The sequence below is a fragment of the Enterobacter sp. ECC-219 genome, from assembly GCF_043966805.1.
In the GTDB taxonomy this organism is placed as follows: Bacteria; Pseudomonadota; Gammaproteobacteria; order Enterobacterales; family Enterobacteriaceae; genus Enterobacter; species Enterobacter cloacae_N.
The window spans coordinates 4,315,779-4,340,387 of record NZ_CP143680.1; the positions used below are offsets into that span (position 1 = coordinate 4,315,779).

The 24,609-nt window shown below is 56.8% G+C and carries 25 protein-coding genes; 10 read left to right on the forward strand and 15 right to left on the reverse strand.

Translation table 11 applies throughout. The features are described from left to right. The first annotated feature begins 3 nt into the window (after positions 1-3). Positions 4-345 carry a FlxA-like family protein gene (locus tag V1603_RS20560; protein WP_163330543.1) on the forward strand — a complete coding sequence of 114 codons (342 nt, stop codon included), beginning with the start codon at positions 4-6 and terminating at the stop codon, positions 343-345. Here V1603_RS20560 and V1603_RS20565 read toward each other — a convergent pair. Continuing rightward, positions 342-1,277: a LysR family transcriptional regulator gene (locus V1603_RS20565; protein ID WP_116343121.1), complete on the reverse strand. Its 936-nt coding sequence runs from the start codon at positions 1,275-1,277 to the stop codon at positions 342-344. The genes V1603_RS20560 and V1603_RS20565 overlap by 4 nt on opposite strands. 89 nt (positions 1,278-1,366) lie before the next feature. Here V1603_RS20565 and V1603_RS20570 point away from each other — a divergent pair, with 89 nt between their 5' ends. Further along, a complete protein-coding gene (locus V1603_RS20570) occupies positions 1,367-2,362 on the forward strand; it encodes a bile acid:sodium symporter family protein (RefSeq protein WP_395313193.1) in 996 nt (331 codons plus the stop codon). Here the strand turns inward: V1603_RS20570 and V1603_RS20575 are convergent. The 3 genes from V1603_RS20575 to zipA all read right to left on the reverse strand — a co-directional run bounded on the left by V1603_RS20575 (position 2,359) and on the right by zipA (position 5,644). Continuing rightward, positions 2,359-2,574 (reverse strand): DUF3820 family protein, encoded by a 216-nt coding sequence (locus V1603_RS20575; protein WP_003861328.1) that lies wholly within the window; start codon positions 2,572-2,574, stop codon positions 2,359-2,361. The genes V1603_RS20570 and V1603_RS20575 overlap by 4 nt on opposite strands. 1 nt (position 2,575) lies before the next feature. Continuing rightward, a complete protein-coding gene (gene ligA, locus V1603_RS20580) occupies positions 2,576-4,591 on the reverse strand; it encodes an NAD-dependent DNA ligase LigA (RefSeq protein WP_395313194.1) in 2,016 nt (671 codons plus the stop codon). A gap of 69 nt (positions 4,592-4,660) precedes the next feature. After that, the gene (gene zipA, locus V1603_RS20585; protein ID WP_395313195.1) at positions 4,661-5,644 is read right to left on the reverse strand and encodes a cell division protein ZipA; all 984 of its coding nucleotides are present in this window, start codon (positions 5,642-5,644) and stop codon (positions 4,661-4,663) included. 230 nt (positions 5,645-5,874) lie between these two features. On the opposite strand from zipA, the gene cysZ reads away from it, so the two are divergent. From cysZ to crr, 5 genes are all read left to right on the forward strand, one after another. Further along, positions 5,875-6,636 carry a sulfate transporter CysZ gene (gene cysZ / locus V1603_RS20590; protein ID WP_395313196.1) on the forward strand — a complete coding sequence of 254 codons (762 nt, stop codon included), beginning with the start codon at positions 5,875-5,877 and terminating at the stop codon, positions 6,634-6,636. A 163-nt stretch (positions 6,637-6,799) separates the two neighbouring features. Then, positions 6,800-7,771: a cysteine synthase A gene (gene cysK, locus V1603_RS20595; protein WP_014884739.1), complete on the forward strand. Its 972-nt coding sequence runs from the start codon at positions 6,800-6,802 to the stop codon at positions 7,769-7,771. Positions 7,772-8,088: 317 nt separating this feature from the next. Further along, a complete protein-coding gene (gene ptsH / locus V1603_RS20600; protein WP_000487600.1) occupies positions 8,089-8,346 on the forward strand; it encodes a phosphocarrier protein Hpr in 258 nt (85 codons plus the stop codon). 44 nt (positions 8,347-8,390) lie between these two features. Continuing rightward, positions 8,391-10,118 (forward strand): phosphoenolpyruvate-protein phosphotransferase PtsI, encoded by a 1,728-nt coding sequence (gene ptsI, locus V1603_RS20605; protein ID WP_116343133.1) that lies wholly within the window; start codon positions 8,391-8,393, stop codon positions 10,116-10,118. A 40-nt stretch (positions 10,119-10,158) separates the two neighbouring features. After that, positions 10,159-10,668, forward strand: coding sequence for a PTS glucose transporter subunit IIA (gene crr / locus V1603_RS20610; RefSeq protein WP_003861316.1), 510 nt, complete (start codon positions 10,159-10,161; stop codon positions 10,666-10,668). A 44-nt stretch (positions 10,669-10,712) separates the two neighbouring features. Here the strand turns inward: crr and pdxK are convergent, their stop codons facing one another. The 10 genes from pdxK to V1603_RS20660 form a co-directional block, all read right to left on the reverse strand. Further along, the gene (gene pdxK, locus V1603_RS20615) at positions 10,713-11,549 is read right to left on the reverse strand and encodes a pyridoxine/pyridoxal/pyridoxamine kinase (protein WP_395313197.1); all 837 of its coding nucleotides are present in this window, start codon (positions 11,547-11,549) and stop codon (positions 10,713-10,715) included. Positions 11,550-11,554: 5 nt separating this feature from the next. Next, positions 11,555-12,466: a cysteine synthase CysM gene (gene cysM / locus V1603_RS20620; RefSeq protein ID WP_116343137.1), complete on the reverse strand. Its 912-nt coding sequence runs from the start codon at positions 12,464-12,466 to the stop codon at positions 11,555-11,557. 67 nt (positions 12,467-12,533) lie between these two features. After that, positions 12,534-13,628 (reverse strand): sulfate/thiosulfate ABC transporter ATP-binding protein CysA, encoded by a 1,095-nt coding sequence (gene cysA, locus V1603_RS20625; protein ID WP_395313198.1) that lies wholly within the window; start codon positions 13,626-13,628, stop codon positions 12,534-12,536. Continuing rightward, entirely contained in the window at positions 13,618-14,493 is an 876-nt protein-coding gene (gene cysW, locus V1603_RS20630; protein ID WP_116343139.1) for a sulfate/thiosulfate ABC transporter permease CysW, read from the reverse strand. Before cysW ends, cysA begins: the two co-directional genes overlap by 11 nt. Beyond that, positions 14,493-15,326, reverse strand: coding sequence for a sulfate/thiosulfate ABC transporter permease CysT (gene cysT, locus V1603_RS20635; protein ID WP_061097449.1), 834 nt, complete (start codon positions 15,324-15,326; stop codon positions 14,493-14,495). The genes cysW and cysT overlap by 1 nt, the downstream gene beginning before the upstream one ends. Beyond that, positions 15,326-16,339 (reverse strand): sulfate ABC transporter substrate-binding protein, encoded by a 1,014-nt coding sequence (locus tag V1603_RS20640; RefSeq protein WP_116343141.1) that lies wholly within the window; start codon positions 16,337-16,339, stop codon positions 15,326-15,328. Before V1603_RS20640 ends, cysT begins: the two co-directional genes overlap by 1 nt. 173 nt (positions 16,340-16,512) lie before the next feature. Continuing rightward, the gene (locus V1603_RS20645) at positions 16,513-17,412 is read right to left on the reverse strand and encodes a Dyp-type peroxidase (RefSeq protein ID WP_116343143.1); all 900 of its coding nucleotides are present in this window, start codon (positions 17,410-17,412) and stop codon (positions 16,513-16,515) included. Positions 17,413-17,504: 92 nt separating this feature from the next. Further along, complete coding sequence (locus V1603_RS20650) at positions 17,505-18,080, reverse strand: RpoE-regulated lipoprotein (protein WP_163330549.1); 576 nt, start codon at positions 18,078-18,080, stop codon at positions 17,505-17,507. A 63-nt stretch (positions 18,081-18,143) separates the two neighbouring features. Further along, a complete protein-coding gene (locus V1603_RS20655) occupies positions 18,144-18,593 on the reverse strand; it encodes a DUF2919 domain-containing protein (RefSeq protein ID WP_395313199.1) in 450 nt (149 codons plus the stop codon). After that, positions 18,580-19,005, reverse strand: coding sequence for a GNAT family acetyltransferase (locus tag V1603_RS20660; protein ID WP_116343149.1), 426 nt, complete (start codon positions 19,003-19,005; stop codon positions 18,580-18,582). Before V1603_RS20660 ends, V1603_RS20655 begins: the two co-directional genes overlap by 14 nt. Before the next feature lie 212 nt (positions 19,006-19,217). Between V1603_RS20660 and amiA the strand changes: the two genes are divergently transcribed. Both amiA and hemF read left to right on the forward strand, forming a co-directional pair. Beyond that, positions 19,218-20,093, forward strand: coding sequence for an N-acetylmuramoyl-L-alanine amidase AmiA (gene amiA, locus V1603_RS20665; RefSeq protein WP_116343151.1), 876 nt, complete (start codon positions 19,218-19,220; stop codon positions 20,091-20,093). Next, positions 20,093-20,992, forward strand: a complete 900-nt coding sequence (gene hemF / locus V1603_RS20670) for an oxygen-dependent coproporphyrinogen oxidase (RefSeq protein ID WP_166711927.1) — start codon at positions 20,093-20,095, stop codon at positions 20,990-20,992. The genes amiA and hemF overlap by 1 nt, the downstream gene beginning before the upstream one ends. A 79-nt stretch (positions 20,993-21,071) precedes the next feature. On the opposite strand, the gene maeB is transcribed toward hemF, so the two are convergent. Beyond that, the gene (gene maeB, locus V1603_RS20675; protein ID WP_395313200.1) at positions 21,072-23,351 is read right to left on the reverse strand and encodes an NADP-dependent oxaloacetate-decarboxylating malate dehydrogenase; all 2,280 of its coding nucleotides are present in this window, start codon (positions 23,349-23,351) and stop codon (positions 21,072-21,074) included. 289 nt (positions 23,352-23,640) lie between these two features. Between maeB and tal the strand changes: the two genes are divergently transcribed. Then, the gene (gene tal / locus V1603_RS20680) at positions 23,641-24,591 is read left to right on the forward strand and encodes a transaldolase (RefSeq protein WP_116343157.1); all 951 of its coding nucleotides are present in this window, start codon (positions 23,641-23,643) and stop codon (positions 24,589-24,591) included. The last annotated feature ends 18 nt before the right edge of the window (positions 24,592-24,609 follow it).

Consider the following 24,609-nt stretch of genomic DNA (forward strand, 5'->3'; position numbering starts at 1 on the left):
AGTATGACGACCATTCAGGCTTCAACCCAACCCATTCAAACCAGCAGCGGCGGGAGCGGCGCTTCCGGCAGTAACGATATCGCGGCGCAAATCAGCCGCATTACCGATAAGATCAAAAAGCTGACACAGCAGTTAAAAGAGCTGGCAAACAGCCCCGGCAGTACGGATGAGAAGAAGAAGCAGCAGGAACTGATTCAGACCCAGATCAAAGTGCTGCAGGCGCAGCTCGCGGCGCTGCAGCGCCAGCAGGCCGAAGAAGCTCAGAAGAAGCAGGATCAAAAGCTGGGCAAAGTGGAAGGTGTGAACAGCCCGTCAGACAATCATCAGATTGATATCTACATCTAATCGTCTGATGCGTTAAACAGTGGGTCGCGTATGCGGGCTTCAGTTAATCGTTGTGCCTGGATACGCACCACTTCCCAGATAGCCTGCGCCGCCCCCGAGAGTGAACGATTTTTTCGCCGCACCAGCATCAGCTTTCGCTCGACAACCGGCGTTAATCGCTTGACGGCCAGTCGGCTTCCCTGCGGCAGGGGAAGCGCCAGGGCGGGCAACACGCTGATGCCAATCCCGGCTTCCACCATCGGAAACAGCGTCGCCGGGTGACCAATCTCCTGTACGATCGTTGCCTTAACGCCCTGATTCACCAGCGCGGAATCAATCAGCGGGCGGCTGCCCGAGGCATAATCCTGTAAAACCAGGTTCGCGCCCGTCAGGGACTGCCAGCTGACCTCCGGCAACGTTGCCAGCGGGTCGTCGTCACGGCAGAGCAGCAAAAAGGGCTCAGAAAGTACGCTTTCGCACGCCAGATCGCTCACCTGACCGGGATCGATAACAATACCAAAATCCACATCTCCCTGACGGATGCTCTCCAGCACCCACTGCTGCGGCCTGTCATGCAGGACAAAATCAATGTCCGGATAGCGGTGGCTTCCCTCGGCAATACACTGCGGGATAAGATGCGCGGATATCGTCTGGCTGGCCGCAACCCTCACGGTGCCCGACAGCTGCTGCCCCAGCCTCCCCACGTCTCTGAGCGTGCTGTTCAGCTCATCCAGCAGCCGTTCAAGGCGCAGGGCCAGCTGCTGCCCTGCTTCGGTTAACACCACTTCGCGCGTGGTGCGGTCAAGCAACCTAACGCCGGTCTGATTTTCCAGCTCTTTCACGCTGTGGCTGACCGCCGACTGGCTCAGGCCAATCATCTCCCCTGCCCGACTGAAGCTGCGGGCGTGGGCGACGGTAACGAAAATGCGAAGCTGACGCAGGGAATAATTCATCTATTTAATTCATGAATGGATGCAATAAATCAATTTTATTTCTCAAATGGAAAAAAGCACAATAGCGACATCTGTTTTCAGGAGTCATTATGAAACTATTTCGTATTCTTGATCCGTTTACGCTCACCCTGGTGGTTACCGTTCTACTGGCCTCGTTCTTCCCCGCTCGCGGCGGTTTTGTGCCGTTTTTTGAGGGACTAACGACGGCCGCTATCGCGCTGCTGTTCTTTATGCACGGCGCAAAACTCTCCCGCGAAGCAATTATCGCCGGCGGTAGCCACTGGCGACTGCACCTCTGGGTGATGTGCAGCACTTTCATTTTGTTCCCGATCCTTGGGGTGTTGTTTGCATGGTGGGCGCCGGTTAACGTCGACCCGGCGCTCTACACCGGTTTCCTGTATCTCTGTATTCTCCCGGCTACCGTGCAGTCCGCCATTGCCTTTACCTCTCTTGCCGGAGGGAACGTTGCGGCCGCGGTCTGCTCGGCGTCCGCCTCCAGCCTGTTAGGGATTTTCGTCTCTCCGCTGCTGGTGGGCCTGCTGATGAACATGCACGGTGCGGAAGGTAACCTGGAGCAGGTCGGCAAAATCTGTCTGCAACTGCTGTTGCCGTTTGTGCTGGGGCATCTTTCCCGACCGTGGACCGGCGCGTTTGTGGCGAAGCATAAAAAATGGATTTCAAAAACCGACCAGACCTCGATTCTGCTGGTGGTTTACTCCGCCTTTAGCGAAGCGGTGGTAAATGGCATCTGGCACAAGGTGGGCGCAGGCTCGCTGCTGTTTATCGTGGTGGTCAGCATCGTCCTGCTGGCGATTGTGATTGCGGTAAACGTCTTTGTGGCACGCAGGTGCGGCTTCAGCAAAGCCGATGAGATCACCATTGTCTTCTGCGGCTCCAAAAAGAGCCTGGCAAACGGTATCCCGATGGCGAACATTCTGTTCCCCACCTCGGTGATCGGAATGATGGTGCTGCCGCTGATGATTTTCCACCAGATCCAGCTGATGGTCTGTGCGGTGCTGGCGCGTCGCTACAAGCGCCAGACGGAAAAACTGGCGCAGGAGGAGACCCGCGCCGCGAAGGCTTAAGGACGTTTCAGGGGCTGCACCAACTGGGTCAGCCCCTCGGTTTTAATCAGTAGCGTGATAGCCATCAGCTCACCCAGTCGCCCTGCAGGAAATTCATCCTTGCGGGCAAACCACAGCAGATACTCCTCCGGCAAATCAATCAGCCTGCGGCCCTTGTATTTACCGAACGGCATCTCCGTATTGGCAATCTCAACGAGCTGCTCTTTCTCCACGTTACTCTCCTAACAGACGCATCATTTCCGCTTCATCGATAACCGCAATGCCGAGCTCCTGGGCTTTCGCCAGCTTAGACCCCGCCGCTTCCCCGGCGATCACCAGGTCGGTTTTCTTCGACACGCTGCCCGCCACTTTGGCCCCCAGCGCCACCAGACGCGCTTTCGCATCATCGCGAGAAAGCTGACTCAGGCTACCGGTTAGCACCACGGTTTTACCGGCAAATGGACTATCAATTTCTTCGGCGTTGACCACCACTGGCGCGGGCCATTTAATGCCCTCTTCCAGCAACTGGCCGATGACCTCGCGGTTGCTCTCTTCGGCAAAGAAGTTAAAGACGTGCGTGGCGACGACGATGCCAACGTCCGGCACTTTCTGCAGCTCGTCGATGCTTGCCTTTTCCAGCGCCTCCAGCGTACCAAAGTACGCGGCTAAACCTGCCGCCGTCGCTTCGCCAACTTCACGAATGCCCAGCGCGTAAAGGAAACGGGCGAAGGTCGTCTCTTTCGCCGCTTCCAGCGCGTTAACCACGTTCTGGGCTGACTTCGGCCCCATGCGATCCAGACCGGTCAGTTTACCCGCCGTCAGCCTGAAGAGGTCCGCTGGCGTATGGACATACTCTTTCTCAACCAGCTGATCGATAATCTTGTCGCCCATGCCGTCGACGTCCATCGCCCGACGGGAGACGAAGTGCTTCAGGGACTCTTTACGCTGCGCGCCACAGATCAGGCCGCCCGTACAGCGGGCCACCGCTTCGCCTTCCACACGCTCAACGTCAGAGCCGCATACCGGGCAGTGGGTCGGGAAGACGACCTCGCGCGTATCGTCAGGACGTTCTGACTCTACGACGTTGACCACTTGCGGGATAACATCACCCGCGCGGCGAATCACCACTTTGTCACCAATGCGCAGGCCCAGGCGTTCGATTTCATCGGCGTTATGCAGCGTAGCATTACTCACCAGCACGCCCGCGACCTGCACCGGCTCCAGTCGTGCGACCGGAGTAATCGCGCCCGTACGGCCCACCTGGAACTCTACGTCGCGAACGAAGGTCATCTGCTCCTGGGCAGGGAATTTAAACGCCACCGCCCAGCGCGGCGCGCGCGCCACAAAGCCCAGCTGCTCCTGCAGCGCCAGCGAATTCACCTTGATGACAACGCCATCAATATCAAAACCGAGCGTCGGACGGTCCTCTTCCACTTTGTGGTAGAACGCCAGTACCGCTTCCGGCGAATCGCAGAGCTGAACGCGGTTGCTCACCGGCAGGCCCCAGGCTTTAAACTGCAGCAGACGCCCGAGGTGCGTTTCCGGCAGTTCGCCCCCCTCCAAAATACCCACGCCGTAGCAGAAGAAAGTAAGCGGTCGCTTCGCGGTGATGCGTGGGTCAAGCTGGCGCAGAGAGCCTGCCGCCGCGTTACGCGGGTTAGCAAACACTTTCCCGCCGGTGCGACGCGCTTCTTCATTGATTTTTTCGAAGCCCGCCTGAGGCAGGAATACTTCCCCACGCACTTCCAGACGCGCAGGGATGTTGTCACCCTGTAATTTCAGCGGGATCGCGCGGATGGTACGCACGTTGGTGGTGATGTCTTCACCCGTCGTACCGTCGCCACGCGTGGCGGCGCGCACCAGCACGCCGTTTTCATAGAGAAGGCTGACCGCCAGGCCGTCGAGCTTCAGCTCGCAGCACCAGGTGAGGGAATCGCTGCTTTTCAGGCGATCCTGCACGCGCTTGTTAAACGCGAGGAAGCTCTCTTCATCGAAGACGTTATCCAGTGACAGCATTGGCACTTCATGACGCACCTGGCTGAAAGCCCCCAGCGGCTCAGCACCGACGCGCTGTGTGGGAGAATCCGGCGTAATCAGCTCCGGATGCTGCGCCTCCAGCTCGCGCAGCTCGCGCATCAGCCGGTCGTACTCCGCATCCGGTACTTCCGGAGCGTCCATAACATGATAGAGATATTCATGATGGCGAAGCGTGGTTCGCAGTTCAGTGAGTTGTTGTTCGATTGAGTCCATATCGCACCATCAATGAGAAAAAACCCCCGACAGGCGGGGGTTGAGGAGGAGTTGACGTAAACGCGACGATTACGCGTTGGCTTCCTTAACTTCGCGGATGCGGTCCTGATACTCGCGCAGCTTCTGCGGGGTCATCATTCGACGCTGATCGTCGAGCACCACACCACCCACTTCATCAGCAATATGCTGAGCGGACTGCAGCATCAGCTTAAAGTTTTGCAGCTCGTCGCCGTAGGACGGCACCTGCATAAAGATAGTGACGCCCGGGGTCACGAAATCACCGGTCATTTCCGGATCGAAGGTGCCAGGGTTAACCATGTTAGCCAGGCTGAACAGCGCCGGGCCGCTTCCGTCTGGGCTCAGGTGGCGATGGAAAATGTTCATATCGCCAAACTTGAAGCCTGCCTGTTGAATACTGTTAAGCAGAACGTCACCGTTGAGATGGCTGCCGTGATGCGCGGCCACGTTCATGATGATCACCGCTTCTTTGCGCTGTGGCTTTTCGACAACCGGTTCTGGCTCGACGACCGGCTCTGGCTCAACGTGCGGAGCCGGAGCGGGCTGCGGCGCAGGCTGCACATGAACAGGCTGCTGCGGCTGTTGTACCGGCTGAGCGGGCTGCTGCTGGACGGGCTGCTGCATCGGCTGGTGTTGAACCTGTTGTGGCACAGCGGGCTGCTGTTGCACAGGCGCTTGCGGCGCCTGACGCACAGGTTCTTCCACCGGCTGCGGCGCTGGCTGACGCGGCTGGGCAGAGGCATACGGCGGTTGATACTGGTGCTGCGGAGCGCGGGGGGCTTCATGCTCCCCATGAGCCGCGCCGGGCGCAGTATTGACCCGATGAACACGAACTTCACCCACGCCGTCGTCGTCGCTGCCGTCGATGTCATCTTCAGTGTCATCGTCGTCACGACTGGACTTCATGCGCTTCAGTGGGCGATCGCGAAACATCGAGGAACGCTCTTTACGGCTGGTCCAGAAACCATGTACCAGTAAAGCGATTATGGCGATCGCGCCAACAATGATTAATATCAGACGCAAATCCTGCATCATTATATTCTCTGTTGTTCTAACACCTTGCCACCACGGCAAACATTTACTCACTAAGAGTATTTGCCGTTTACGTCAAGTGCAAGTGTGTGCAGAGCATTCACAGCATAAAGATGAAGTAAATCGTGCTTTTTGCTGGTTTTTCGAACATTTCCGAACTGGTCATTGGTCCGCAAGTGGATAATATAGGCGGGCAATTCCACTGGTTGTGAAAAAAGGAGTACAGCCTGGTTATGGTTTCAACATCGTCTTCTCCCCCGCGCAGCGGCGTCTGGTATTTTTCACAGGGCTGGAAACTGGTTTCACTGCCGGGTATCCGACGCTTCGTCATTCTGCCGCTGCTGATCAACATTATTCTGATGGGCGGCGCGTTCTGGTGGCTGTTCACAAAGCTCGAAAGCTGGATCCCGTCGCTGATGAGCTACGTACCGGACTGGCTGCAGTGGCTGAACTATCTGCTCTGGCCAGTGGCGGTCATCTCTGTGCTGCTGGTGTTCGGCTATTTCTTCTCAACGATTGCGAACTGGATAGCCGCGCCGTTTAACGGCCTGCTGGCGGAACAGCTGGAGGCGCGGCTTACCGGCGCGACGCCGCCGGACACGGGCGTACTGGGGATCGTGAAAGATATCCCGCGCATTATGAAGCGCGAGTGGCAGAAATTTGCCTGGTACCTCCCCCGCGCGGTTGTGCTGCTTGCTCTCTACTTTGTCCCCGGCATTGGCCAGACGGTTGCGCCGGTGCTGTGGTTCCTGTTCAGCGCCTGGATGCTCGCCATCCAGTACTGCGACTATCCGTTTGATAACCACAAGGTGCCGTTTAAAGCGATGCGCACTACCCTGTGCACCCGGAAGGTCGCCAATATGCAGTTCGGCGCGCTGACCAGCCTGTTCACCATGATTCCCTTCCTTAACCTGTTCATCATGCCGGTTGCGGTTTGCGGCGCGACGGCGATGTGGGTGGACTGCTACCGTGCTAAGCACGCGTTATGGAAATAATGCAAAAATGTGTAAAGCAGGGGTGGCTTATGCCGCCCCTTATTCCATACTGATCCCCATTATTTCCTTGCAGTATATAGATATGCGAATTCCTTACTTCCCCCTACCTGCTTAGCAGGTATGCTGGGTCGGTATCCCAATTTCATACAGTTAAGGACAGGCCATGAGTAAGATTTATGAAGACAACTCGCTGACTATCGGTCATACGCCCCTGGTTCGACTGAACCGTATCGGTAATGGACGCATTCTGGCGAAGGTCGAATCACGCAACCCGAGCTTCAGCGTAAAATGCCGTATCGGTGCAAACATGATTTGGGATGCTGAAAAACGTGGCGTGCTGAAGCCTGGCGTTGAGCTGGTGGAACCGACCAGCGGTAACACCGGTATCGCTCTGGCCTATGTTGCCGCCGCGCGTGGCTACAAGCTGACGCTGACCATGCCGGAAACCATGAGCATTGAACGTCGCAAGCTGCTCAAAGCGCTGGGCGCGAACCTGGTCCTGACCGAAGGCGCGAAGGGCATGAAGGGTGCCATTCAGAAAGCGGAAGAGATTGTGGCCAGCGATCCGGCGAAATACCTGCTGCTGCAGCAGTTCAGCAACCCGGCTAACCCGGAAATTCACGAGAAGACCACCGGCCCGGAAATCTGGGAAGATACCGACGGCCAGGTTGATGTATTTATCTCCGGCGTGGGTACCGGCGGAACGCTGACCGGCGTGTCTCGCTATATTAAAGGCACAAAGGGTAAAAAAGACCTGATCACCGTTGCCGTTGAGCCAACCGACTCACCGGTTATCACCCAGGCACTGGCGGGTGAAGAGCTCAAGCCAGGCCCGCATAAAATACAGGGCATTGGCGCAGGCTTCATTCCGGGCAACCTGGATCTGAAGCTGATCGATAAAGTCGTCACCATCACTAACGAAGAAGCCATCTCTACCGCGCGTCGCCTGATGGATGAAGAAGGCATTCTGGCGGGTATCTCTTCCGGTGCGGCCGTTGCGGCGGCGCTCAAACTTCAGGAAGATGAAGCCTTTACCAATAAGAATATTGTGGTTATCCTTCCTTCCTCGGGTGAGCGTTACTTGAGCACCGCACTGTTTGCCGATCTGTTTACCGAAAAAGAGCTGCAACAGTAGTGCCAGCATGTTAATAACGCGTAAAAAAGCACCTTTTCAGGTGCTTTTTTGTGGCCTGCTTCAAACTTTTGCCCCTCCTGGCATTGCTTCACCCCGTAGGGTCTGGTATTTAAACCAGCAATTATTTTGATGCGTGAAATTAATCAGTGAACGAAATAGCCTTGCTGAATCGATTTTATGATTTGGTTCAAGTCTTGCTTTCGCTGCATAATGTTTAATGACGATCGAAACGTCAGCGCTAACAATACAGGCTAAAGTTCAGTCGCCAGGCTAGACTTTAGTTCCACAACACTAAACCTATAAGTTGGGGAAATACAATGTTCCAGCAAGAAGTTACCATTACCGCTCCGAACGGTCTGCACACCCGCCCTGCTGCTCAGTTTGTTAAAGAAGCGAAAGGCTTCACATCTGAAATCACTGTGACTTCCAACGGCAAAAGCGCCAGCGCAAAAAGCCTGTTTAAACTGCAGACTCTGGGCCTGACTCAGGGCACCGTTGTCACCATCTCTGCTGAAGGTGAAGACGAGCAGAAAGCAGTTGAGCATCTGGTAAAACTGATGGCTGAGCTCGAGTAAGTTTCCGGGTTCTTTTAAATATCAGTCACAAGTAAGGTAGGGTTATGATTTCAGGCATTTTAGCATCCCCGGGTATCGCTTTCGGCAAAGCACTGCTGCTGAAAGAAGACGAGATCGTCATCGACCGGAAAAAAATTTCTGCCGACAAGGTTGATCAGGAAGTTGAACGTTTTCTGAGCGGTCGTGCCAAGGCATCTGCGCAACTGGAAGCAATCAAAACTAAAGCTGGCGAAACTTTCGGTGAAGAAAAAGAAGCCATCTTCGAAGGGCACATCATGCTGCTCGAAGATGAGGAGCTGGAGCAGGAAATCATAGCCCTGATTAAAGATAAAGGCATGACGGCCGACGCGGCTGCGCATGAAGTTATCGAAGGTCAGGCAACTGCCCTGGAAGAACTGGATGATGAATACCTGAAAGAGCGTGCGGCTGACGTACGTGACATCGGTAAGCGCCTGCTGCGCAACATCCTGGGCCTGGCCATCATCGACCTGAGCGCGATTCAGGATGAAGTGATCCTGGTTGCCGCTGACCTCACCCCGTCTGAAACCGCACAGCTGAACCTGAAAAAGGTCCTCGGTTTCATCACCGACGCGGGTGGCCGTACCTCCCACACCTCTATCATGGCGCGCTCCCTGGAACTGCCTGCCATCGTGGGTACCGGTAGCGTCACCTCTCAGGTGAAAAACGGCGATTATCTGATTCTGGATGCCGTAAACAATCTGGTTTACGTCAACCCAACTAACGAAGAGATCGAAAAACTGCGCGCGGTTCAGGAGCAGGTTGCGACTGAAAAAGCGGAACTCGCTAAGCTGAAAGACCTGCCAGCCATCACCCTGGACGGCCATCAGGTAGAAGTGTGCGCAAACATCGGTACCGTCCGCGACGTTGATGGCGCTGAGCGCAACGGTGCGGAAGGCGTAGGTCTCTATCGTACAGAATTCCTGTTCATGGACCGCGACGCGCTGCCAACGGAAGAAGAGCAGTTTGCTGCTTATAAAGCCGTGGCTGAAGCGTGTGGCTCTCAGGCGGTTATCGTCCGTACCATGGACATCGGTGGCGACAAAGAGCTGCCGTACATGAACTTCCCGAAAGAAGAGAACCCATTCCTGGGCTGGCGTGCGATTCGTATCGCGATGGATCGTAAAGAGATCCTGCGTGACCAGGTTCGCGCAATCCTGCGTGCCTCCGCTTTCGGTAAACTGCGCATCATGTTCCCGATGATCATCTCTGTTGAAGAAGTGCGTGCACTGAAGAAAGAGATCGAAATCTACAAACAGGAACTGCGTGACGAAGGTAAAGCGTTTGACGAGTCAATTGAGATCGGCGTGATGGTGGAAACACCTGCTGCGGCGACTATTGCGCGTCATTTAGCCAAAGAAGTTGATTTCTTTAGTATCGGCACCAATGATTTAACGCAGTACACCCTGGCAGTTGACCGTGGTAATGATATGATTTCACATCTCTACCAGCCAATGTCACCGTCCGTACTGAACTTGATCAAGCAAGTTATTGATGCTTCTCATGCAGAAGGTAAATGGACTGGCATGTGTGGTGAGCTTGCAGGCGACGAACGTGCTACACTTCTGTTGCTGGGTATGGGTCTGGACGAATTCTCTATGAGCGCCATTTCCATCCCGCGCATTAAGAAGATTATCCGTAACACGAACTTCGAAGATGCGAAGGTGTTAGCAGAGCAGGCTCTTGCTCAACCGACAACGGACGAGTTAATGACGCTGGTTAACAAGTTCATTGAAGAAAAAACAATCTGCTAATCCACGAGATGCGGCCCAAATTACTGCTTAGGAGAAGATCATGGGTTTGTTCGATAAACTGAAATCTCTGGTTTCTGATGATAAGAAAGACTCCGGAACTATTGAGATTGTTGCTCCGCTCTCCGGCGAGATCGTCAACATCGAAGACGTGCCGGATGTAGTGTTTGCTGAGAAAATCGTTGGTGATGGCATTGCTATCAAACCAACTGGCAACAAAATGGTTGCTCCAGTTGACGGCACCATCGGTAAAATTTTTGAAACCAACCATGCGTTCTCTATCGAATCTGATAGCGGTATCGAACTGTTCGTTCACTTCGGTATCGACACCGTTGAACTGAAAGGCGAAGGCTTCAAACGTATCGCGGAAGAAGGCCAGCGTGTTAAAGTTGGCGACCCGGTGATTGAATTCGATCTGCCACTGCTGGAAGAAAAAGCCAAGTCTACCCTGACGCCGGTTGTTATCTCCAACATGGACGAAATCAAAGAACTGATCAAACTGTCTGGCAGCGTCACCGTGGGTGAAACCCCGGTTATCCGCATCAAGAAGTAATTCTTGCCGCACAGAAAAATGGCGCCTTCGGGCGCCATTTTTGTTTATGCAGGGAGGATAAGCTCGTCATAGCCTTTCGACTGGGTATAAAGCATCACGTCAGTCACCCGATCGCCGGCCATGCGAATGGCATCGGCAACGGTTTTCCCCTCTACAATGCCGCTCACCAACTCTGAACAGAACAGGTCGCCCGTCCCTTTCAGATCGGTTTCTACGCGCGGGTGCGCGCTGACGGTCACGCCTTCATTCGACACCAGCACCACGTGGATGTTTTCCGGGTCGTCTGCGACCGGCGCGCTTGTGATCGCCACCCATTTCAGGCTGTCAGAGAGCAGTCCCTGCGCCGCCGCGATGGCGCTTTCCGGCGTACGGCACGGTTTGCCGCTCAACACTTCGAGCTCATAGACGTTTGGCGTGATCCCCTGCGCCAGTGGCAGCAGGTGCTCCCGATACGCTTGCGGGATATCCGGCTTCACGTACATCCCGCTGTCGATATCGCCGATAACCGGATCGACCAGCACCAGCAGGTCAGGATGCTGCGCTTTGACCGCCTTCAGCCACTGCGCCAGCAGTACGATCTGGCTGGCACTGCCCATATAGCCGGTGGTGACCGCCTTAAGCTCGCGCAGGATCTCTCGCTCTTCCAGCGCCTTCAGGTAGCCGCTGAACCACTCGTCGGGGATCACTCCACCATAAAAGGTGTCATAGTGCGGCGTGTTGCTGAACAGTACCGTCGGCACGGCGGTAACGTTCAGCCTGTGGGTACGAATATTCGGAACCGCAATGCTGTTCCCCACGCTGCCGTAAACCACCTGCGACTGCACGGCGACAATGTCGGTTTGCTGCGCCCGGGTATTATCCCGGAATAGAATCATCTCCATGATGCTTAAATCCCCGCCCCCTGCGAATAACTTTCTTCACCAAAGACACCGGTAGACAGATAGCGATCGCCGCGATCGCAAATAATCGCCACCACTACGGCACCCGGGTTTGCCTGCGCTACCCGAATCGCACCCGCTACCGCGCCGCCCGAGCTAACGCCGCAGAAGATACCTTCGCGCACGGCCAGCTCACGCATGGTATTTTCCGCCTCGCGCTGGTGAAGATCCAGCACCTGGTCCACAAGCTGCGCATTAAAGATGCCGGGCATATACTCCGCAGGCCAGCGGCGAATGCCCGGAATGCTGCTCCCCTCTTCCGGCTGCAGGCCAACGATGGTGACGGCTTTCGCCTGCTCGCGCAGAAAACGCGACACACCGGTAATGGTGCCGGTGGTACCCATGCTGGAGACAAAATGGGTGATGCGCCCGTCCGTTTGCTGCCAGATTTCCGGCCCGGTAGTGGTGTAGTGCGCGTACGGGTTGTCCGGGTTGTTGAACTGGTCGAGCAGCTTACCTTCGCCGCGCCCGGCCATTTCTAACGCTAAGTCGCGCGCGCCTTCCATCCCCTGCTCTTTGGTCACCAGAATCAGCTCGGCCCCGTAGGCACGCATCGCGGCGCGGCGCTCCTGGCTCATGTTGTCCGGCATCAGCAGCTTCATGCGGTAGCCTTTCAGCGCCGCAATCATCGCCAGGGCGATGCCGGTGTTGCCGCTGGTGGCTTCAATCAGCACGTCGCCGGGCTTAATTTCACCGCGTTTTTCGGCCTGGACAATCATCGACAGCGCCGCGCGGTCTTTTACCGAACCCGCCGGGTTATTGCCTTCGAGTTTGACCCAGATTTCACTGCCGTTGTCTGGCCCCATACGCTGAAGCTTGACCAGAGGCGTGTTGCCGATGGTGTTTTCGAGTGTATTCACGTTTTTTACTCAATAAAAAGCCCGGTAAGCATCACGCCACCGGGCGAAAAACATACTCAATAACCTATCAGGCTGACTCCACCAGAGCAATATCCTCGCGCGTCTCAATCCGCTCGTTACCGTGATAAATACGGGCGTGCTGCAGCCCGACAAACAGGCGCTCTCCCCGGTGCGGCGGCACGTCGTCGCGCATAACCACGGTCAGCGGCTCGGTATACCAGCCCAGAGGCTGTACCACCAATTGGGTGTAGTGACCTTTAGGGCTAGCTTCCAGCACCTGAACCGGCAGCGGTGAATCCAGGCTGGTTCGGCGGCTGACGTCCACCTCCCACGGGCGCAGGAACAGATCGACCGGCCCCTGATGCGCGGAGGTGTAACCCAGCGGCCAGCGGTGCGCGCCGACGTGGAACTGCCCACCGCGAATGGTGCCCTGCAGACGGTTTACCTCGCCCATAAACTCCAGCACGAAGCGGGTCGCCGGCTCGCGCCAGAGCTGCTCCGGCTCGTCAACCTGCTCAATGTTGCCCTGGCTCATGACCACCACGCGGTCCGCAACTTCCATCGCCTCTTCCTGGTCGTGGGTCACGAAGACGCTGGTGAACTTCAGCTCTTCATGCAGCTGGCGCAGCCAGCGGCGCAGCTCTTTACGTACCTGCGCGTCCAGCGCGCCGAAGGGTTCATCCAGCAGCAGAATCTGCGGCTCAACAGCAAGCGCGCGCGCCAGCGCCACGCGCTGTTTCTGCCCACCGGAAAGCTGGGCCGGGAAACGGTCCGCCAGGTGAGCCAGCTGCACCATCTCCAGCAGTTTGGTCACTTTCGCTTTAATGGTTGCCGCATCCGGGCGCTCGCGACGCGGCAGCACGGTCAGGCCAAAGGCGATGTTGTCGAACACGGTCATGTGGCGGAAAAGAGCGTAGTGCTGAAACACAAAGCCCACTTTACGATCGCGGGCGTGCAGGCGGCTCACGTCGGTGCCGTGGAAGCGGATATGCCCGCTGGTCTGATGCTCAAGCCCGGCGATAATACGCAGCAGCGTGGTTTTGCCCGAGCCAGACGGCCCCAGCAGCGCCACCATTTGTCCGGAAGGGATATCCAGAGAGATATCATTCAGCACCTGGGTGCGACCAAAAGACTTCTTAATATTGGCAATCTCAATGCTCATGATTTCCCTCCTGATGCTGACGTTTTTCCTGATTTTCTAAACGCCACTGCACCACACTCTTCAAAAACAGGGTCAAAATGGCCATCAGCGTCAGTAACGCTGCGGCAGTAAACGAGCCGATGGTGTTGTAGTCCTGCTGCAGCAGTTCAATCTGGAGCGGCAGCGACAGGGTCTCACCACGGATGGAGCCGGAGACAACGGAAACGGCACCGAACTCACCGATCGCGCGGGCGTTGGTCAGCACCACGCCATAAAGCAGCGCCCAGCGGATATTTGGCAGCGTCACGCGACGGAACATCTGCCAGCCTGACGCGCCCAGCAGCACCGCTGCTTCATCTTCGTTGCTGCCCTGGCTTAACATCACCGGCACCAGCTCACGCACCACAAACGGACAGGTCACGAAGATGGTCACCAGCACCATGCCCGGCCAGGCGAACATGATCTGCAGGTTATGCGCATCCAGCCAGCCGCCCAGCGGACCGTTGGAGCCGTAAAAGAGCAGGTACACCAGACCCGCCACCACCGGCGACACGGCAAAGGGAATATCCAGCAGCGTCAGCAGCATCTGACGTCCCGGGAAGTTAAAGCGCGTCACCAGCCAGGCCAGCAGGGTACCGAATACCAGGTTCACCGGTACCGTGATCAACGCAATCAGCACCGTCAGCCAGATGGCATGCAGCATATCCGGGTCCGCCAGGTTCTCCAGCGCGGGCATCAGGCCCTTGCTGAACGCCTGAACGAAGATATAAACCGTCGGGACGACGAGAATGAGGGCGGACACCAGCACGCCCACGCCAATCAGAAACCATTTTCCCCAGTTGATGCGGGGCGCATCGTATCGCTTCAATTGCGTAACTTCCGCCATCAGTGACCTACCACACGTCGACCAAAGCGACTTTGCAGAGTGTTAATCGAGTACAGCAGCAGCAGCGAGGCCGCCAGGATCACCGAAGCAATCGCGCTCGCCGCCGGGTAATCAAACTCCTGCAAACGGATGAAAATCATCAGCGAAGTAACTTCCGTTTTCCAGGCGATGTTCCCGGCGATAAAAATCACCGCGCCGAACTCACCCAGGCTGCGGGTAAACGACAGCGCGACGCCCGCCATCAGCGCCGGAGAAAGCTCCGGCAGAACCACTTTACGGAAGCTCTGCCAGCGCGTGGCGCCCAGCGTTTCCGCCGCTTCTTCATATTCCGGACCCAGCTCTTCCAGCACCGGCTGCACGGTACGGACCACAAACGGGATGCTGGTAAAGGCCATCGCCACCGCGATCCCAAGCCAGGTATAGGTCACTTTGATATCAAACTTTGCCAGCCACTCGCCGTACAGCCCGTTCACGGAGAAGAGCGACGCGAGGGTTAAGCCCGCGACCGCCGTCGGCAGCGCAAACGGCAGATCCATCAGTGCATCAAGCAGCGTGCGGCCCGGGAAGCGATAGCGGGTTAAGATCCACGCCATCAGCAGGCCAAACACGCCGTTAAAAATGGAGGCGACAAACGCCGACAGCAGCGTCACCTTATAGGCCGCCACCACCTGCGGGTTGGTGATGACCTCCCAGTACTGCGCCCAGCTCATCTGAGCAAGTTGCATCACCAGCGCGCTGAGCGGCAACAGCAGGATCAGGCAGACGAACAGCAGGCTGGTCCCCAGGCTTAAGGTAAAGCCCGGCAGCACGCGTTTTGTCGAGACTGCAAACATTACTTACGCCCCGCCGCCAGCAATTTGTCTAACTCACCGCCGCTGGCAAAGTGCGTTTTCATCACCTCAGGCCAGGAGCCGAAATGATCTTCCACGCGGAACAGCGCGGTCTGCGGGAATTTGTCTTTCAGTTTGTTCATGACGTCCGGGTTGTTCACGCGGTAGTAGTAATCGGTAATGATGGTCTGCGCCTGCGGGCTGTACAGGTAGTTGAGATAGGCTTTTGCCGCTTTCTCGGTGCCGTTCGCCTGCACGTTTTTATCCACCCACGCTACCGGGAACTCGGCCAGGATGTTGGTTTTCGGGATAACCACCTCGAAGCCCTGCGCTTCGTACTGCTTGCGAATGTTGTTCACTTCGGATTCAAAGCTGATCAACACGTCACCCAGACCGCGTTCGGCGAAGGTGGTGGTCGCGCCGCGGCCGCCGGTATCGAACACTTCGACGTTTTTCAGGAACTGGGTCATGAACTGCTCGGTTTTGGCTTTGTCGTTGCCGTCAGCCTTGTCCGCCGCGCCCCACGCAGCTAAATAGGTGTAGCGTGCGTTACCGGAGGTTTTTGGGTTCGGGAAAATCAGCTTCACATCGGAACGCACCAGGTCGCTCCAGTCGTGGATGTTCTTTGGATTGCCCTTACGCACCAGGAAGCCCATGGTGGAGTAGAACGGCGAGCTGTTGTTCGGCAGGCGGCTCTGCCAGTCAGCCGGGATCAGCTTGCCCTTGTCGTGCAGGATCTGCACGTCAGTCACCTGGTTATAGGTCACGACGTCCGCTTTCAGCCCCTGCAAAATCGCCAGCGCCTGCTTGGACGAGCCGGCGTGGGACTGCTTGATGGTCAGCTTATCGCCGTTATTGTCTTTCGCCCACTGCTGCTCAAACGGTGGGTTAAGGGCGGCAAACAGCTCGCGGGAGACGTCATACGAGCTGTTCAGCAGCTCGGTCGCCTGCGCCTGGGCCACCAGCAGTATACCTGCCAGCGCCAGAGTTCCTTTTTTCAGTACAGTAACGGCCATTGCGCACCCTTATAAATGTGATGACTATCTTATAGTCATAATATTTATAACGGGGATGAAAGGAGTAACGGTTTTATATACCGTTTGGTGATTTACAAGCAGAAAAGGGAATAAGGGGTGCGGCCTGATGCCCTCACCCCGGCCCTCTCCCACAGGGAGAGGGAGAAAGGCCATTACAGCGCCAGCAGTCGCTCAACGGACGGCGCAAAGTAGTAGCCACCGGTCACCGGTTTGGTGAAGCGCAGCATGGCGTCGCGCTTGCCGTCGGTGTCACCGAACATGCTCAGCAGTTGCTGCTCAATGTTGTGCAGGCGCGCACAGTATGCGCAGAAGTAGAGGCCGTGCGTGCCGCTTGCGGTGCCGTACGGCAGGCTCTGGCGAACAATCTTCAGCCCTTTACCGTCCTCTTTGAGGTCAACGCGGCTCAGGTGAGAGGTCACCGGACGCTCGTCGCCGTCAATCTCTTCGTTGGCTTCTTTAGTACGACCAATCATCATCTCCTGGTCGTGCACGCTCATGCGGTTAAGCTGCTTGAGGTTGTGCTCCCAGCGCTGGACGAACACATAGCTGCCGCCCGCGTCCACGCCGTCTTTAATCACCGCCACGTCGCGACGAACCTCTTCACCCGCCGGGTTTTCGGTGCCGTCAACGAAGCCGCTCAGATCGCGCTCCTCCACCCAGCGGAAGCCGTGAACCTCTTCCTGCACCTCAATACTGTCGCCAAAGGCCGCGACCGCCGCCTGCGCAACGGAGAAGTTCACGTCATGACGCAGGGAGAGAATGTGGATCAGCACGTCATACTGGGTAGCTGGTGCCAGACCTTTGCCGTAAGGGATAAAGTCTTTCAGCTCTTCCGCCCCTTCGCCGCCGCTCAGCTGACGCCAGACGTTATTGCCGAAGGCAACAACGGCACCGAGGTGGGCGTCGGGGAATTTGGCCTGGAAGGTCGCCAGCTTGTCCACAAACGCTTTACTGGCCGCACGCAGGGCATCCACGTCCCCTTTTACATTGGCTTCAATCCAAATCGCCGCGCGGCAATGTTCTGGCAAAATGCCACTCTGAACCTGAGACATCGCTCCTCCTGAAATAAAGATGCCACGTCAGCGTGGCATTGATGGCGGCTATTATACCCGGATTTCAGCGAGGCGGTTTGTTCAGGCGCAAATTACTGCTTCCAGACTATTTTGCTCACTTTCCAGCTCTTCAGCGTGTCGTCAGACGGCATCAATCCTTCCGGGCCGCTCCAGGTTCCGGTGAAGACATAGCTGATGTGCTGGCTGCCTTCCGCCTTACATTCCACCGCAACGCCATCGTCTGAAGGGGCGCTGCTGCAGTTGCCAAAGGCCTGTTTATAAAGATCGCTAAACGGGGTGCCGACCTTTACGCCGCTGGCGGTCGGGATATCATCGTCCAGCACCGCAATGCGGTTCACCGTCCCTTTATCGCCGTTAATTACCAGCGCCAGCTTGTCACCCTTCAGCGCTTCAAAGTAACGCACAATGTTGCCATTCTCGGTTTTCATCCCGCTACGCAGGCGGTAGTCGCTGCTCAGGGCATCCTGAATAGCGTCCTGATTGAGCGCGGTCGACGCGGTGATTTTTCCTACGCCCTGCTCGGTGACTTCGATGGAAGAGCCAAACCAGTTCCACGGATACGCGGCGGACCAGTTAATAGAAGAGAGCGTGGAACAGCCGGTCAACGCCAGCGGGAGAGCGCATAAAAGTAAACGCAGCGATTTCATTGAAACGTCCTTTCTAATTAAATCAACGCTAGTTGGAGTGCGGCATCGGCAAAAAGTGCCGCGCTAATCTGACTCTTGCGTAAAACAGGCGCGTAATCGGGGATTCGTCAGCAGCCACAGCAGCGCCACGATATCCGCCACCACCAGCGCGATGCCAATACCCGAAAGCGGTTCACCCAACCACCAGAGCACGGGTTGCCAGAACAGCAGCGCGATCTGGGCGAGGATCAGCAGCCAGCGAAGGGCGCGCCACAGACGCGGGATTATGTGCCGCCGACCGCTGCATAAAAAAGCCACCACCGCCGGTACGCCCGGCAGTAAGCCGAGCCAGAAAGCATCGTGATCGGGATAAAAGAGATTCAGCAGCGTATCGCCCTGCCCGCGCGAGGCGCCGGCCATCACAAACAGCACCCAGGTGCGGGCCTGCAGGAGCAAAACACACCAGAATAAAAACGGCAGCCTGACGCGGCCCTGTGCATCAAAGTCAGCCGGGTGGATCTCAGTACTCTTCATCTTCGATTAGACGCTTACCTAAGCTCAGCACGTCAGCGTGCTCATAGCCCAGACGTTCATACATGCCCAGCACCACGTCGTTATCTTCCCGCACCATGATCTGAATTTTCGGACAGCCGCGGGCGATCAGCTTCTTCTCAAGCCGATTAAGCAGCGCGTTGGCAATGCCGCGCGCCCGGTATTCCGGGTGGACGCCCAGATAATAGGCCGAGCCGCGATGGCCATCGTAGCCGCCCATCACGGTACCGACGACCTCGCCGTTCACTTCCGCGACCAGAAACAGGCTAACGTCGTGATTCAGCTTACGTTCGATATCCATTTCCGGATCGTTCCACGGACGCAGCAGATCGCAGCGCTCCCAAAGGGTGATCACCTCTTCGAAATCTTCCTGGCGAAAAACGCGTATCTCCATGGTATTAACCGCCTTTTCGGGTTTAAAAACAGTGATTATGGCGTGAACGGGGCGTTTAGCCAATAACCGGGGAAAATCTCGCCAAAATTTGGCATAATGTCACTTTGTCACGTATTGAAATGAAAAGTAAAACAATTCTCAATAAGGACTGTCGTAACGGGAAACACGATACGATATAACACCAGGACCCCTTTTTTTAGTATTCAGGCCGCATGAGCACATTCAAACCATTAAAAGCACTCACATCGCGTCGTCAGGTTCTCAAAGCGGGGCTGGCGGCCTTAACGTTAACGGGCATCGCAAAGCAGGCTCAGGCAAAAGACGAGAGCACGCTCAAAACCAGTAACGGACACAGTAAGCCAAAAACCAAAAAGCCGGGCGCAAAGCGTCTGGTGATGCTCGATCCGGGCCACGGCGGGATTGATACCGGTGCCATTGGCAAAAACGGTTCGAAAGAAAAACACGTCGTGCTGGCGATTGCAAAAAATGTGCGATCGATTTTACGCAGCAACGGCATTGACGCCCGCCTGACGCGCACGGGCGACACGTTCATTCCGCTGTACGACCGCGTCGAGATTGCCCACCAGCACGGTGCGGATCTGTTTATGTCCATTCACGCGGACGGCTTTACCAACCCTTCCGCCGCGGGCGCGTCGGTGTTTGCCCTCTCCAACCGTGGCGCCAGTAGCGCCATGGCGAAGTACCTTTCTGACCGTGAAAACCGGGCGGATGAAGTGGCCGGAAAGAAGGCCACTGATAAAGATCATCTGTTGCAGCAGGTGTTGTTCGATCTCGTGCAAACGGACACCATCAAAAACAGCCTGACGCTCGGCTCGCATATCCTCAAGCGGATTAAGCCGGTGCACCGCCTGCACAGTAAAAGCACCGAACAGGCGGCGTTTGTGGTGCTAAAGTCACCGTCCATCCCGTCCGTGCTGGTGGAAACGTCCTTTATTACCAACCCGGAAGAAGAACGACTGCTCGGCACCACGGCGTTTCGCCAGAAGATCGCCAACGCCATCGCCTCCGGCATTATCAGTTACTTCAACTGGTTCGATAACCAAAAAGCGCACTCCAGGAAACGTTGATGAAACCCAATGCTCAACTGGTAAAAACCTTCCTGCTGCAGCTGCAGGATGCGATCTGCCAGAAACTGGCCGCCGCAGACGGTGGTGAATTTCAGGAAGATAGCTGGCAGCGCGAGGCCGGCGGCGGCGGGCGCAGCCGCGTGCTGCGAAACGGCGGTATTTTTGAACAGGCGGGCGTAAATTTCTCCCACATTCACGGCGACGCCATGCCCGCCTCCGCTACCGCGCATCGCCCTGAGCTGGCGGGCCGCAGCTTCGAAGCGATGGGCGTTTCGCTGGTGGTGCATCCGCATAACCCGTTTGTGCCCACCAGCCACGCTAACGTGCGTTTTTTCATTGCGGAGAAGCCAGGGGCCGATCCGGTCTGGTGGTTTGGCGGCGGTTTCGACCTCACGCCCTACTACGGCTTCGAAGAGGACGCCGTGCACTGGCACACCACCGCGCGGGATCTTTGCCTGCCGTTTGGCGAAGACGTCTACCCGAAATTTAAAAAGTGGTGCGACGACTACTTTTACCTGAAGCACCGCGATGAGCAGCGCGGCATCGGCGGGCTGTTCTTTGACGATCTCAACGTGCCCGATTTTGACACCGCGTTCAGCTTTATGCGCGCGGTGGGCGAAGGCTTTACCGATGCCTATATGCCCATCGTCGAACGCCGTAAAAACACCGACTACGGCGTGCGCGAGCGTGAATTCCAGCTTTACCGCCGCGGGCGCTACGTGGAGTTCAACCTGGTGTGGGATCGCGGGACGCTGTTCGGCCTGCAGACCGGCGGACGCACGGAGTCGATTCTGATGTCGATGCCGCCGCTGGTGCGCTGGGAGTACTGCTACGAGCCAAAAGAAGGCAGCCCGGAGGCTGCCTTGTATGAGTTCCTTAAAGTACGCGACTGGGTTTAACTGCCGGATGGCGCTGCGCTTATCCGGCCTACTCAACCCGTAGGTCGGGTAAGCGAACGCGCCACCCGACTCACAAGGCTTACAGCGGCTGCGTCTGCGCTTCAACCACAGCCAGCGCCACCATGTTCACGATGCGGCGCACGGAGGCAATCGGCGTTAACACATGCACCGGTTTCGCCACGCCCATCAGCACCGGTCCTACGGTCACCCCTTCAGAGCTGGAGACACGCAGCAGGTTGTAGCTGATACGCGCCGCTTCCACGTTCGGCATAATCAGTATGTTCGCCGACCCCTTAAGCGGGCTGTCCGGCATACGTTCGTTACGAATGCTTTCCACCAGCGCGGCATCGCCGTGCATCTCCCCGTCAATCATCAGCTCCGGCGCACGCTCGCGCACCAGCTCCAGCGTCTGGCGCATTTTGCACGCCGCCGCCGATTTGGACGAACCGAAGTTAGAGTGCGACAGCAGCGCTACCTTCGGCTCGATACCAAAGCGACGCACCGTTTCCGCCGCCATCACGGTGATCTCCGCCAGCTCGTCCGGGGACGGATCGTCGTTAACGTAGGTGTCAGCAATAAAGGTGTTGCCGCTCGGCAGCAGCAGCGCGTTCATCGCCCCGGCGGTGTGGACGCCGTCGCGATAGCCGAAGATCTCCTGCACCACGCTAAAGTGCTCGTGGTAGTCGCCGATGGTGCCGCAAATCAGCGCATCCGCCTCGCCGCGATGGACCATGATCGCGCCGATCACCGTCGTGTTGCTGATAACGGCTTTCTGCGCCTGCTCCTGGGTGATCCCCCGGCGCTTCATGATCGCGTAGTATTCGCTCCAGTACTCTTTGAAGCGCGGATCGGATTCGTTGTTCACGATCTCGAAGTCCACGCCCGGCTTAATCTGCAGGCCCAGCTTCTGGATCCGCATATCGATCACGCTCGGACGACCGATCAGGATCGGCTTCGCCAGCCCTAAGGTGATCAGCTCCTGGGTAGCGTGCAGCACGCGCGCCTCTTCACCTTCCGCCAGCACCACGCGCTTCGCGTCTGCGCGGGCCTGAGAGAAGATCGGCTTCATGAACAGGTTGGTTTTATAGACAAACTCGGTGAGCTTATCGACGTAAGCGTCGAAATCCTGAATCGGACGCGTTGCCACGCCGGAGTCCATCGCCGCTTTGGCGACGGCTGGCGCAATTTTGACAATCAAACGCGGGTCGAACGGTTTTGGAATGATGTAGTCCGGGCCAAAGCTCAGATCCTGATCCCCGTACGCGGAGGCGACCACTTCGCTCTGCTCGGCGTGGGCCAGCTCGGCGATGGCGTGAACGGCGGCAAGCTTCATCTCTTCATTGATCGCCGTCGCGCCAACGTCCAGCGCGCCGCGGAAGATGAACGGGAAGCAGAGCACGTTGTTGACCTGGTTCGGGTAGTCCGAACGGCCGGTACAGATAATGGCGTCTTCACGCACCGCTTTCGCCAGCGGCGGCAGGATTTCCGGCTCAGGGTTCGCCAGGGCCAGGATCATTGGCGCACGCGCCATCTTCTTCACCATCTCCTGGGTCAGCACTTTAGGACCGGAGCAACCGAGGAAGATATCCGCGCCGTCGATCACGTCCTCAAGCGTGCGCTTGCCGTCGTCTTCTACCGCGTACGCCGCCTTGGTTTCCGCCATGTTCGGCTCACGGTCTTTGTAGATAACGCCCTTGGAGTCGCAGACCACAATGTTGTGTTTCTGCATGCCCAGCGCCACCAGCAGGTTCATACAGGCGATGGCAGCGGCGCCTGCGCCAGAAACCACCATGCGCACGTCGGAGAGATTTTTCTCGACCACGCGCAGGCCGTTCAGAATGGCGGCGGTGCTGATAATCGCGGTCCCGTGCTGGTCATCATGGAACACGGGAATGTTCATACGCTCGCGCAGCTTCTGCTCGATATAGAAACATTCCGGCGCTTTGATGTCTTCCAGGTTGATCCCGCCGAAGGTCGGCTCCAGCGCGGCTACCACGTTGATGAATTTATCTGGATCGAGTTCGTCCACTTCGATATCGAACACGTCGATACCGGCAAATTTCTTGAACAGTACGCCCTTCCCTTCCATCACCGGTTTACCGGCCAGTGCACCAATGTTGCCCAGGCCCAGTACCGCCGTCCCGTTAGAGATAACGGCGACAAGGTTACCGCGCGCGGTGTATTTGTAGGCCGCAAGCGGGTCTTTTTCGATTTCCAGACACGGTGCCGCCACGCCCGGCGAGTAGGCCAGCGCCAGATCGCGCTGCGTCGCCAGCGGCTTGGTTGGGGAAACCTGAATTTTACCGGGGACAGGGAACTCGTGAAAATCGAGGGCACTCTGTTTCAACTGCTCATCCATCTTATTTTTCCTTTCACGTATCGATCAAAAGGGTGACGTAAGCGATCCTGATGCACACCCTGGTGTGCCGCCTAGTATCGCCTCAGGACAGCGCATAAACTTTGAAGGCTGCCAAACTCTCACCATCACACATTAAAAATTGTTATCAATTTATAACAGCCATGTTACCCGTCTCAAAAGCAATGCCTGCCCCGTCTGCTATGCTTTTTTGTTAAGTCCATCATGATTTTCTCAGAAGTGTGAACTAACGCACTCATCTAACTCTTTTATTTCCAAGGAGTAATGATTTATGAACCAGCTAGACGGCATCAAACAATTCACCACCGTGGTTGCAGACAGCGGCGATATCGAGTCGATTCGCCACTATCAGCCGGAGGACGCGACCACCAACCCTTCGCTGCTTCTGAAAGCGGCAGGGCTTGCCCACTTTAGCCATCTGATTGATGACGCGATTGCCTACGGTAAACAGCGCGGGAAAACACAGGAACAGCAGGTTGCTGAAGCCAGCGACAAGCTGGCGGTTAATTTTGGTGCGGAAATTCTGAAAAGCATTCCGGGGCGCGTGTCGACCGAAGTGGATGCCCGCCTCTCATTCGATCAGGAAAAGAGTATTCACAAAGCGCGCCGCCTGGTGGAACTCTACCAGGAACAGGGGATCGATAAGTCGCGCATTCTGATCAAGCTCGCGTCCACATGGGAAGGCATCCGCGCGGCGGAGGTTCTGGAAAAAGAGGGGATCCACTGCAACCTGACGCTGCTGTTCTCGTTTGCCCAGGCGCGCGCCTGTGCCGAAGCGGGCGTGTTTCTGATCTCGCCGTTTGTCGGGCGCATCTACGACTGGTATCAGGCGAAACAGCCGATGGATCCGTACGTGGTAGAGGAAGACCCTGGCGTGAAGTCGGTGCGTAATATCTACGATTATTACAAGCAGCACCGCTACGAAACCATCGTGATGGGCGCCAGCTTCCGCCGCACCGAGCAGATCCTCGCGCTCGCAGGCTGCGACCGTCTGACCATCTCCCCCGATCTGCTGAAAAAGCTGCAGGAGAGCGACGAAACGGTGATCCGCAAACTGGTGCCGACCTCTACCGTACTGCCAAAACCGAAAGCCATGACCGAAGCGGAGTTCCGCTGGGAGCACAATCAGGACCCTATGGCCGTGGAAAAACTGGCTGACGGCATCCGCCAGTTCGCCGTCGACCAGCGCAAACTTGAAGATCTTCTCGCCGCCAAACTTTAACCTTGCCACGGAGTGAAC

What these genes read in the sequence shown, in the direction of transcription:
- zipA (WP_395313195.1), bottom strand. Translation starts at nt 5,644, where the DNA reads ATGATGCAGGATTTGCGTCTGATATTAATCATTGTTGGCGCGATCGCC.
- V1603_RS20660 (WP_116343149.1), bottom strand. Translation starts at nt 19,005, where the DNA reads ATGGAGATACGCGTTTTTCGCCAGGAAGATTTCGAAGAGGTGATCACC.
- V1603_RS20560 (WP_163330543.1), top strand. Translation starts at nt 4, where the DNA reads ATGACGACCATTCAGGCTTCAACCCAACCCATTCAAACCAGCAGCGGC.
- crr (WP_003861316.1), top strand. Translation starts at nt 10,159, where the DNA reads ATGGGTTTGTTCGATAAACTGAAATCTCTGGTTTCTGATGATAAGAAA.
- tal (WP_116343157.1), top strand. Translation starts at nt 23,641, where the DNA reads ATGAACCAGCTAGACGGCATCAAACAATTCACCACCGTGGTTGCAGAC.
- cysZ (WP_395313196.1), top strand. Translation starts at nt 5,875, where the DNA reads ATGGTTTCAACATCGTCTTCTCCCCCGCGCAGCGGCGTCTGGTATTTT.
- hemF (WP_166711927.1), top strand. Translation starts at nt 20,093, where the DNA reads ATGAAACCCAATGCTCAACTGGTAAAAACCTTCCTGCTGCAGCTGCAG.
- amiA (WP_116343151.1), top strand. Translation starts at nt 19,218, where the DNA reads ATGAGCACATTCAAACCATTAAAAGCACTCACATCGCGTCGTCAGGTT.
- maeB (WP_395313200.1), bottom strand. Translation starts at nt 23,351, where the DNA reads ATGGATGAGCAGTTGAAACAGAGTGCCCTCGATTTTCACGAGTTCCCT.
- ptsH (WP_000487600.1), top strand. Translation starts at nt 8,089, where the DNA reads ATGTTCCAGCAAGAAGTTACCATTACCGCTCCGAACGGTCTGCACACC.
- cysA (WP_395313198.1), bottom strand. Translation starts at nt 13,628, where the DNA reads ATGAGCATTGAGATTGCCAATATTAAGAAGTCTTTTGGTCGCACCCAG.
- ligA (WP_395313194.1), bottom strand. Translation starts at nt 4,591, where the DNA reads ATGGACTCAATCGAACAACAACTCACTGAACTGCGAACCACGCTTCGC.
- V1603_RS20640 (WP_116343141.1), bottom strand. Translation starts at nt 16,339, where the DNA reads ATGGCCGTTACTGTACTGAAAAAAGGAACTCTGGCGCTGGCAGGTATA.
- cysT (WP_061097449.1), bottom strand. Translation starts at nt 15,326, where the DNA reads ATGTTTGCAGTCTCGACAAAACGCGTGCTGCCGGGCTTTACCTTAAGC.
- cysW (WP_116343139.1), bottom strand. Translation starts at nt 14,493, where the DNA reads ATGGCGGAAGTTACGCAATTGAAGCGATACGATGCGCCCCGCATCAAC.
- cysK (WP_014884739.1), top strand. Translation starts at nt 6,800, where the DNA reads ATGAGTAAGATTTATGAAGACAACTCGCTGACTATCGGTCATACGCCC.
- ptsI (WP_116343133.1), top strand. Translation starts at nt 8,391, where the DNA reads ATGATTTCAGGCATTTTAGCATCCCCGGGTATCGCTTTCGGCAAAGCA.
- V1603_RS20565 (WP_116343121.1), bottom strand. Translation starts at nt 1,277, where the DNA reads ATGAATTATTCCCTGCGTCAGCTTCGCATTTTCGTTACCGTCGCCCAC.
- pdxK (WP_395313197.1), bottom strand. Translation starts at nt 11,549, where the DNA reads ATGGAGATGATTCTATTCCGGGATAATACCCGGGCGCAGCAAACCGAC.
- V1603_RS20570 (WP_395313193.1), top strand. Translation starts at nt 1,367, where the DNA reads ATGAAACTATTTCGTATTCTTGATCCGTTTACGCTCACCCTGGTGGTT.
- V1603_RS20650 (WP_163330549.1), bottom strand. Translation starts at nt 18,080, where the DNA reads ATGAAATCGCTGCGTTTACTTTTATGCGCTCTCCCGCTGGCGTTGACC.
- V1603_RS20655 (WP_395313199.1), bottom strand. Translation starts at nt 18,593, where the DNA reads ATGAAGAGTACTGAGATCCACCCGGCTGACTTTGATGCACAGGGCCGC.
- V1603_RS20645 (WP_116343143.1), bottom strand. Translation starts at nt 17,412, where the DNA reads ATGTCTCAGGTTCAGAGTGGCATTTTGCCAGAACATTGCCGCGCGGCG.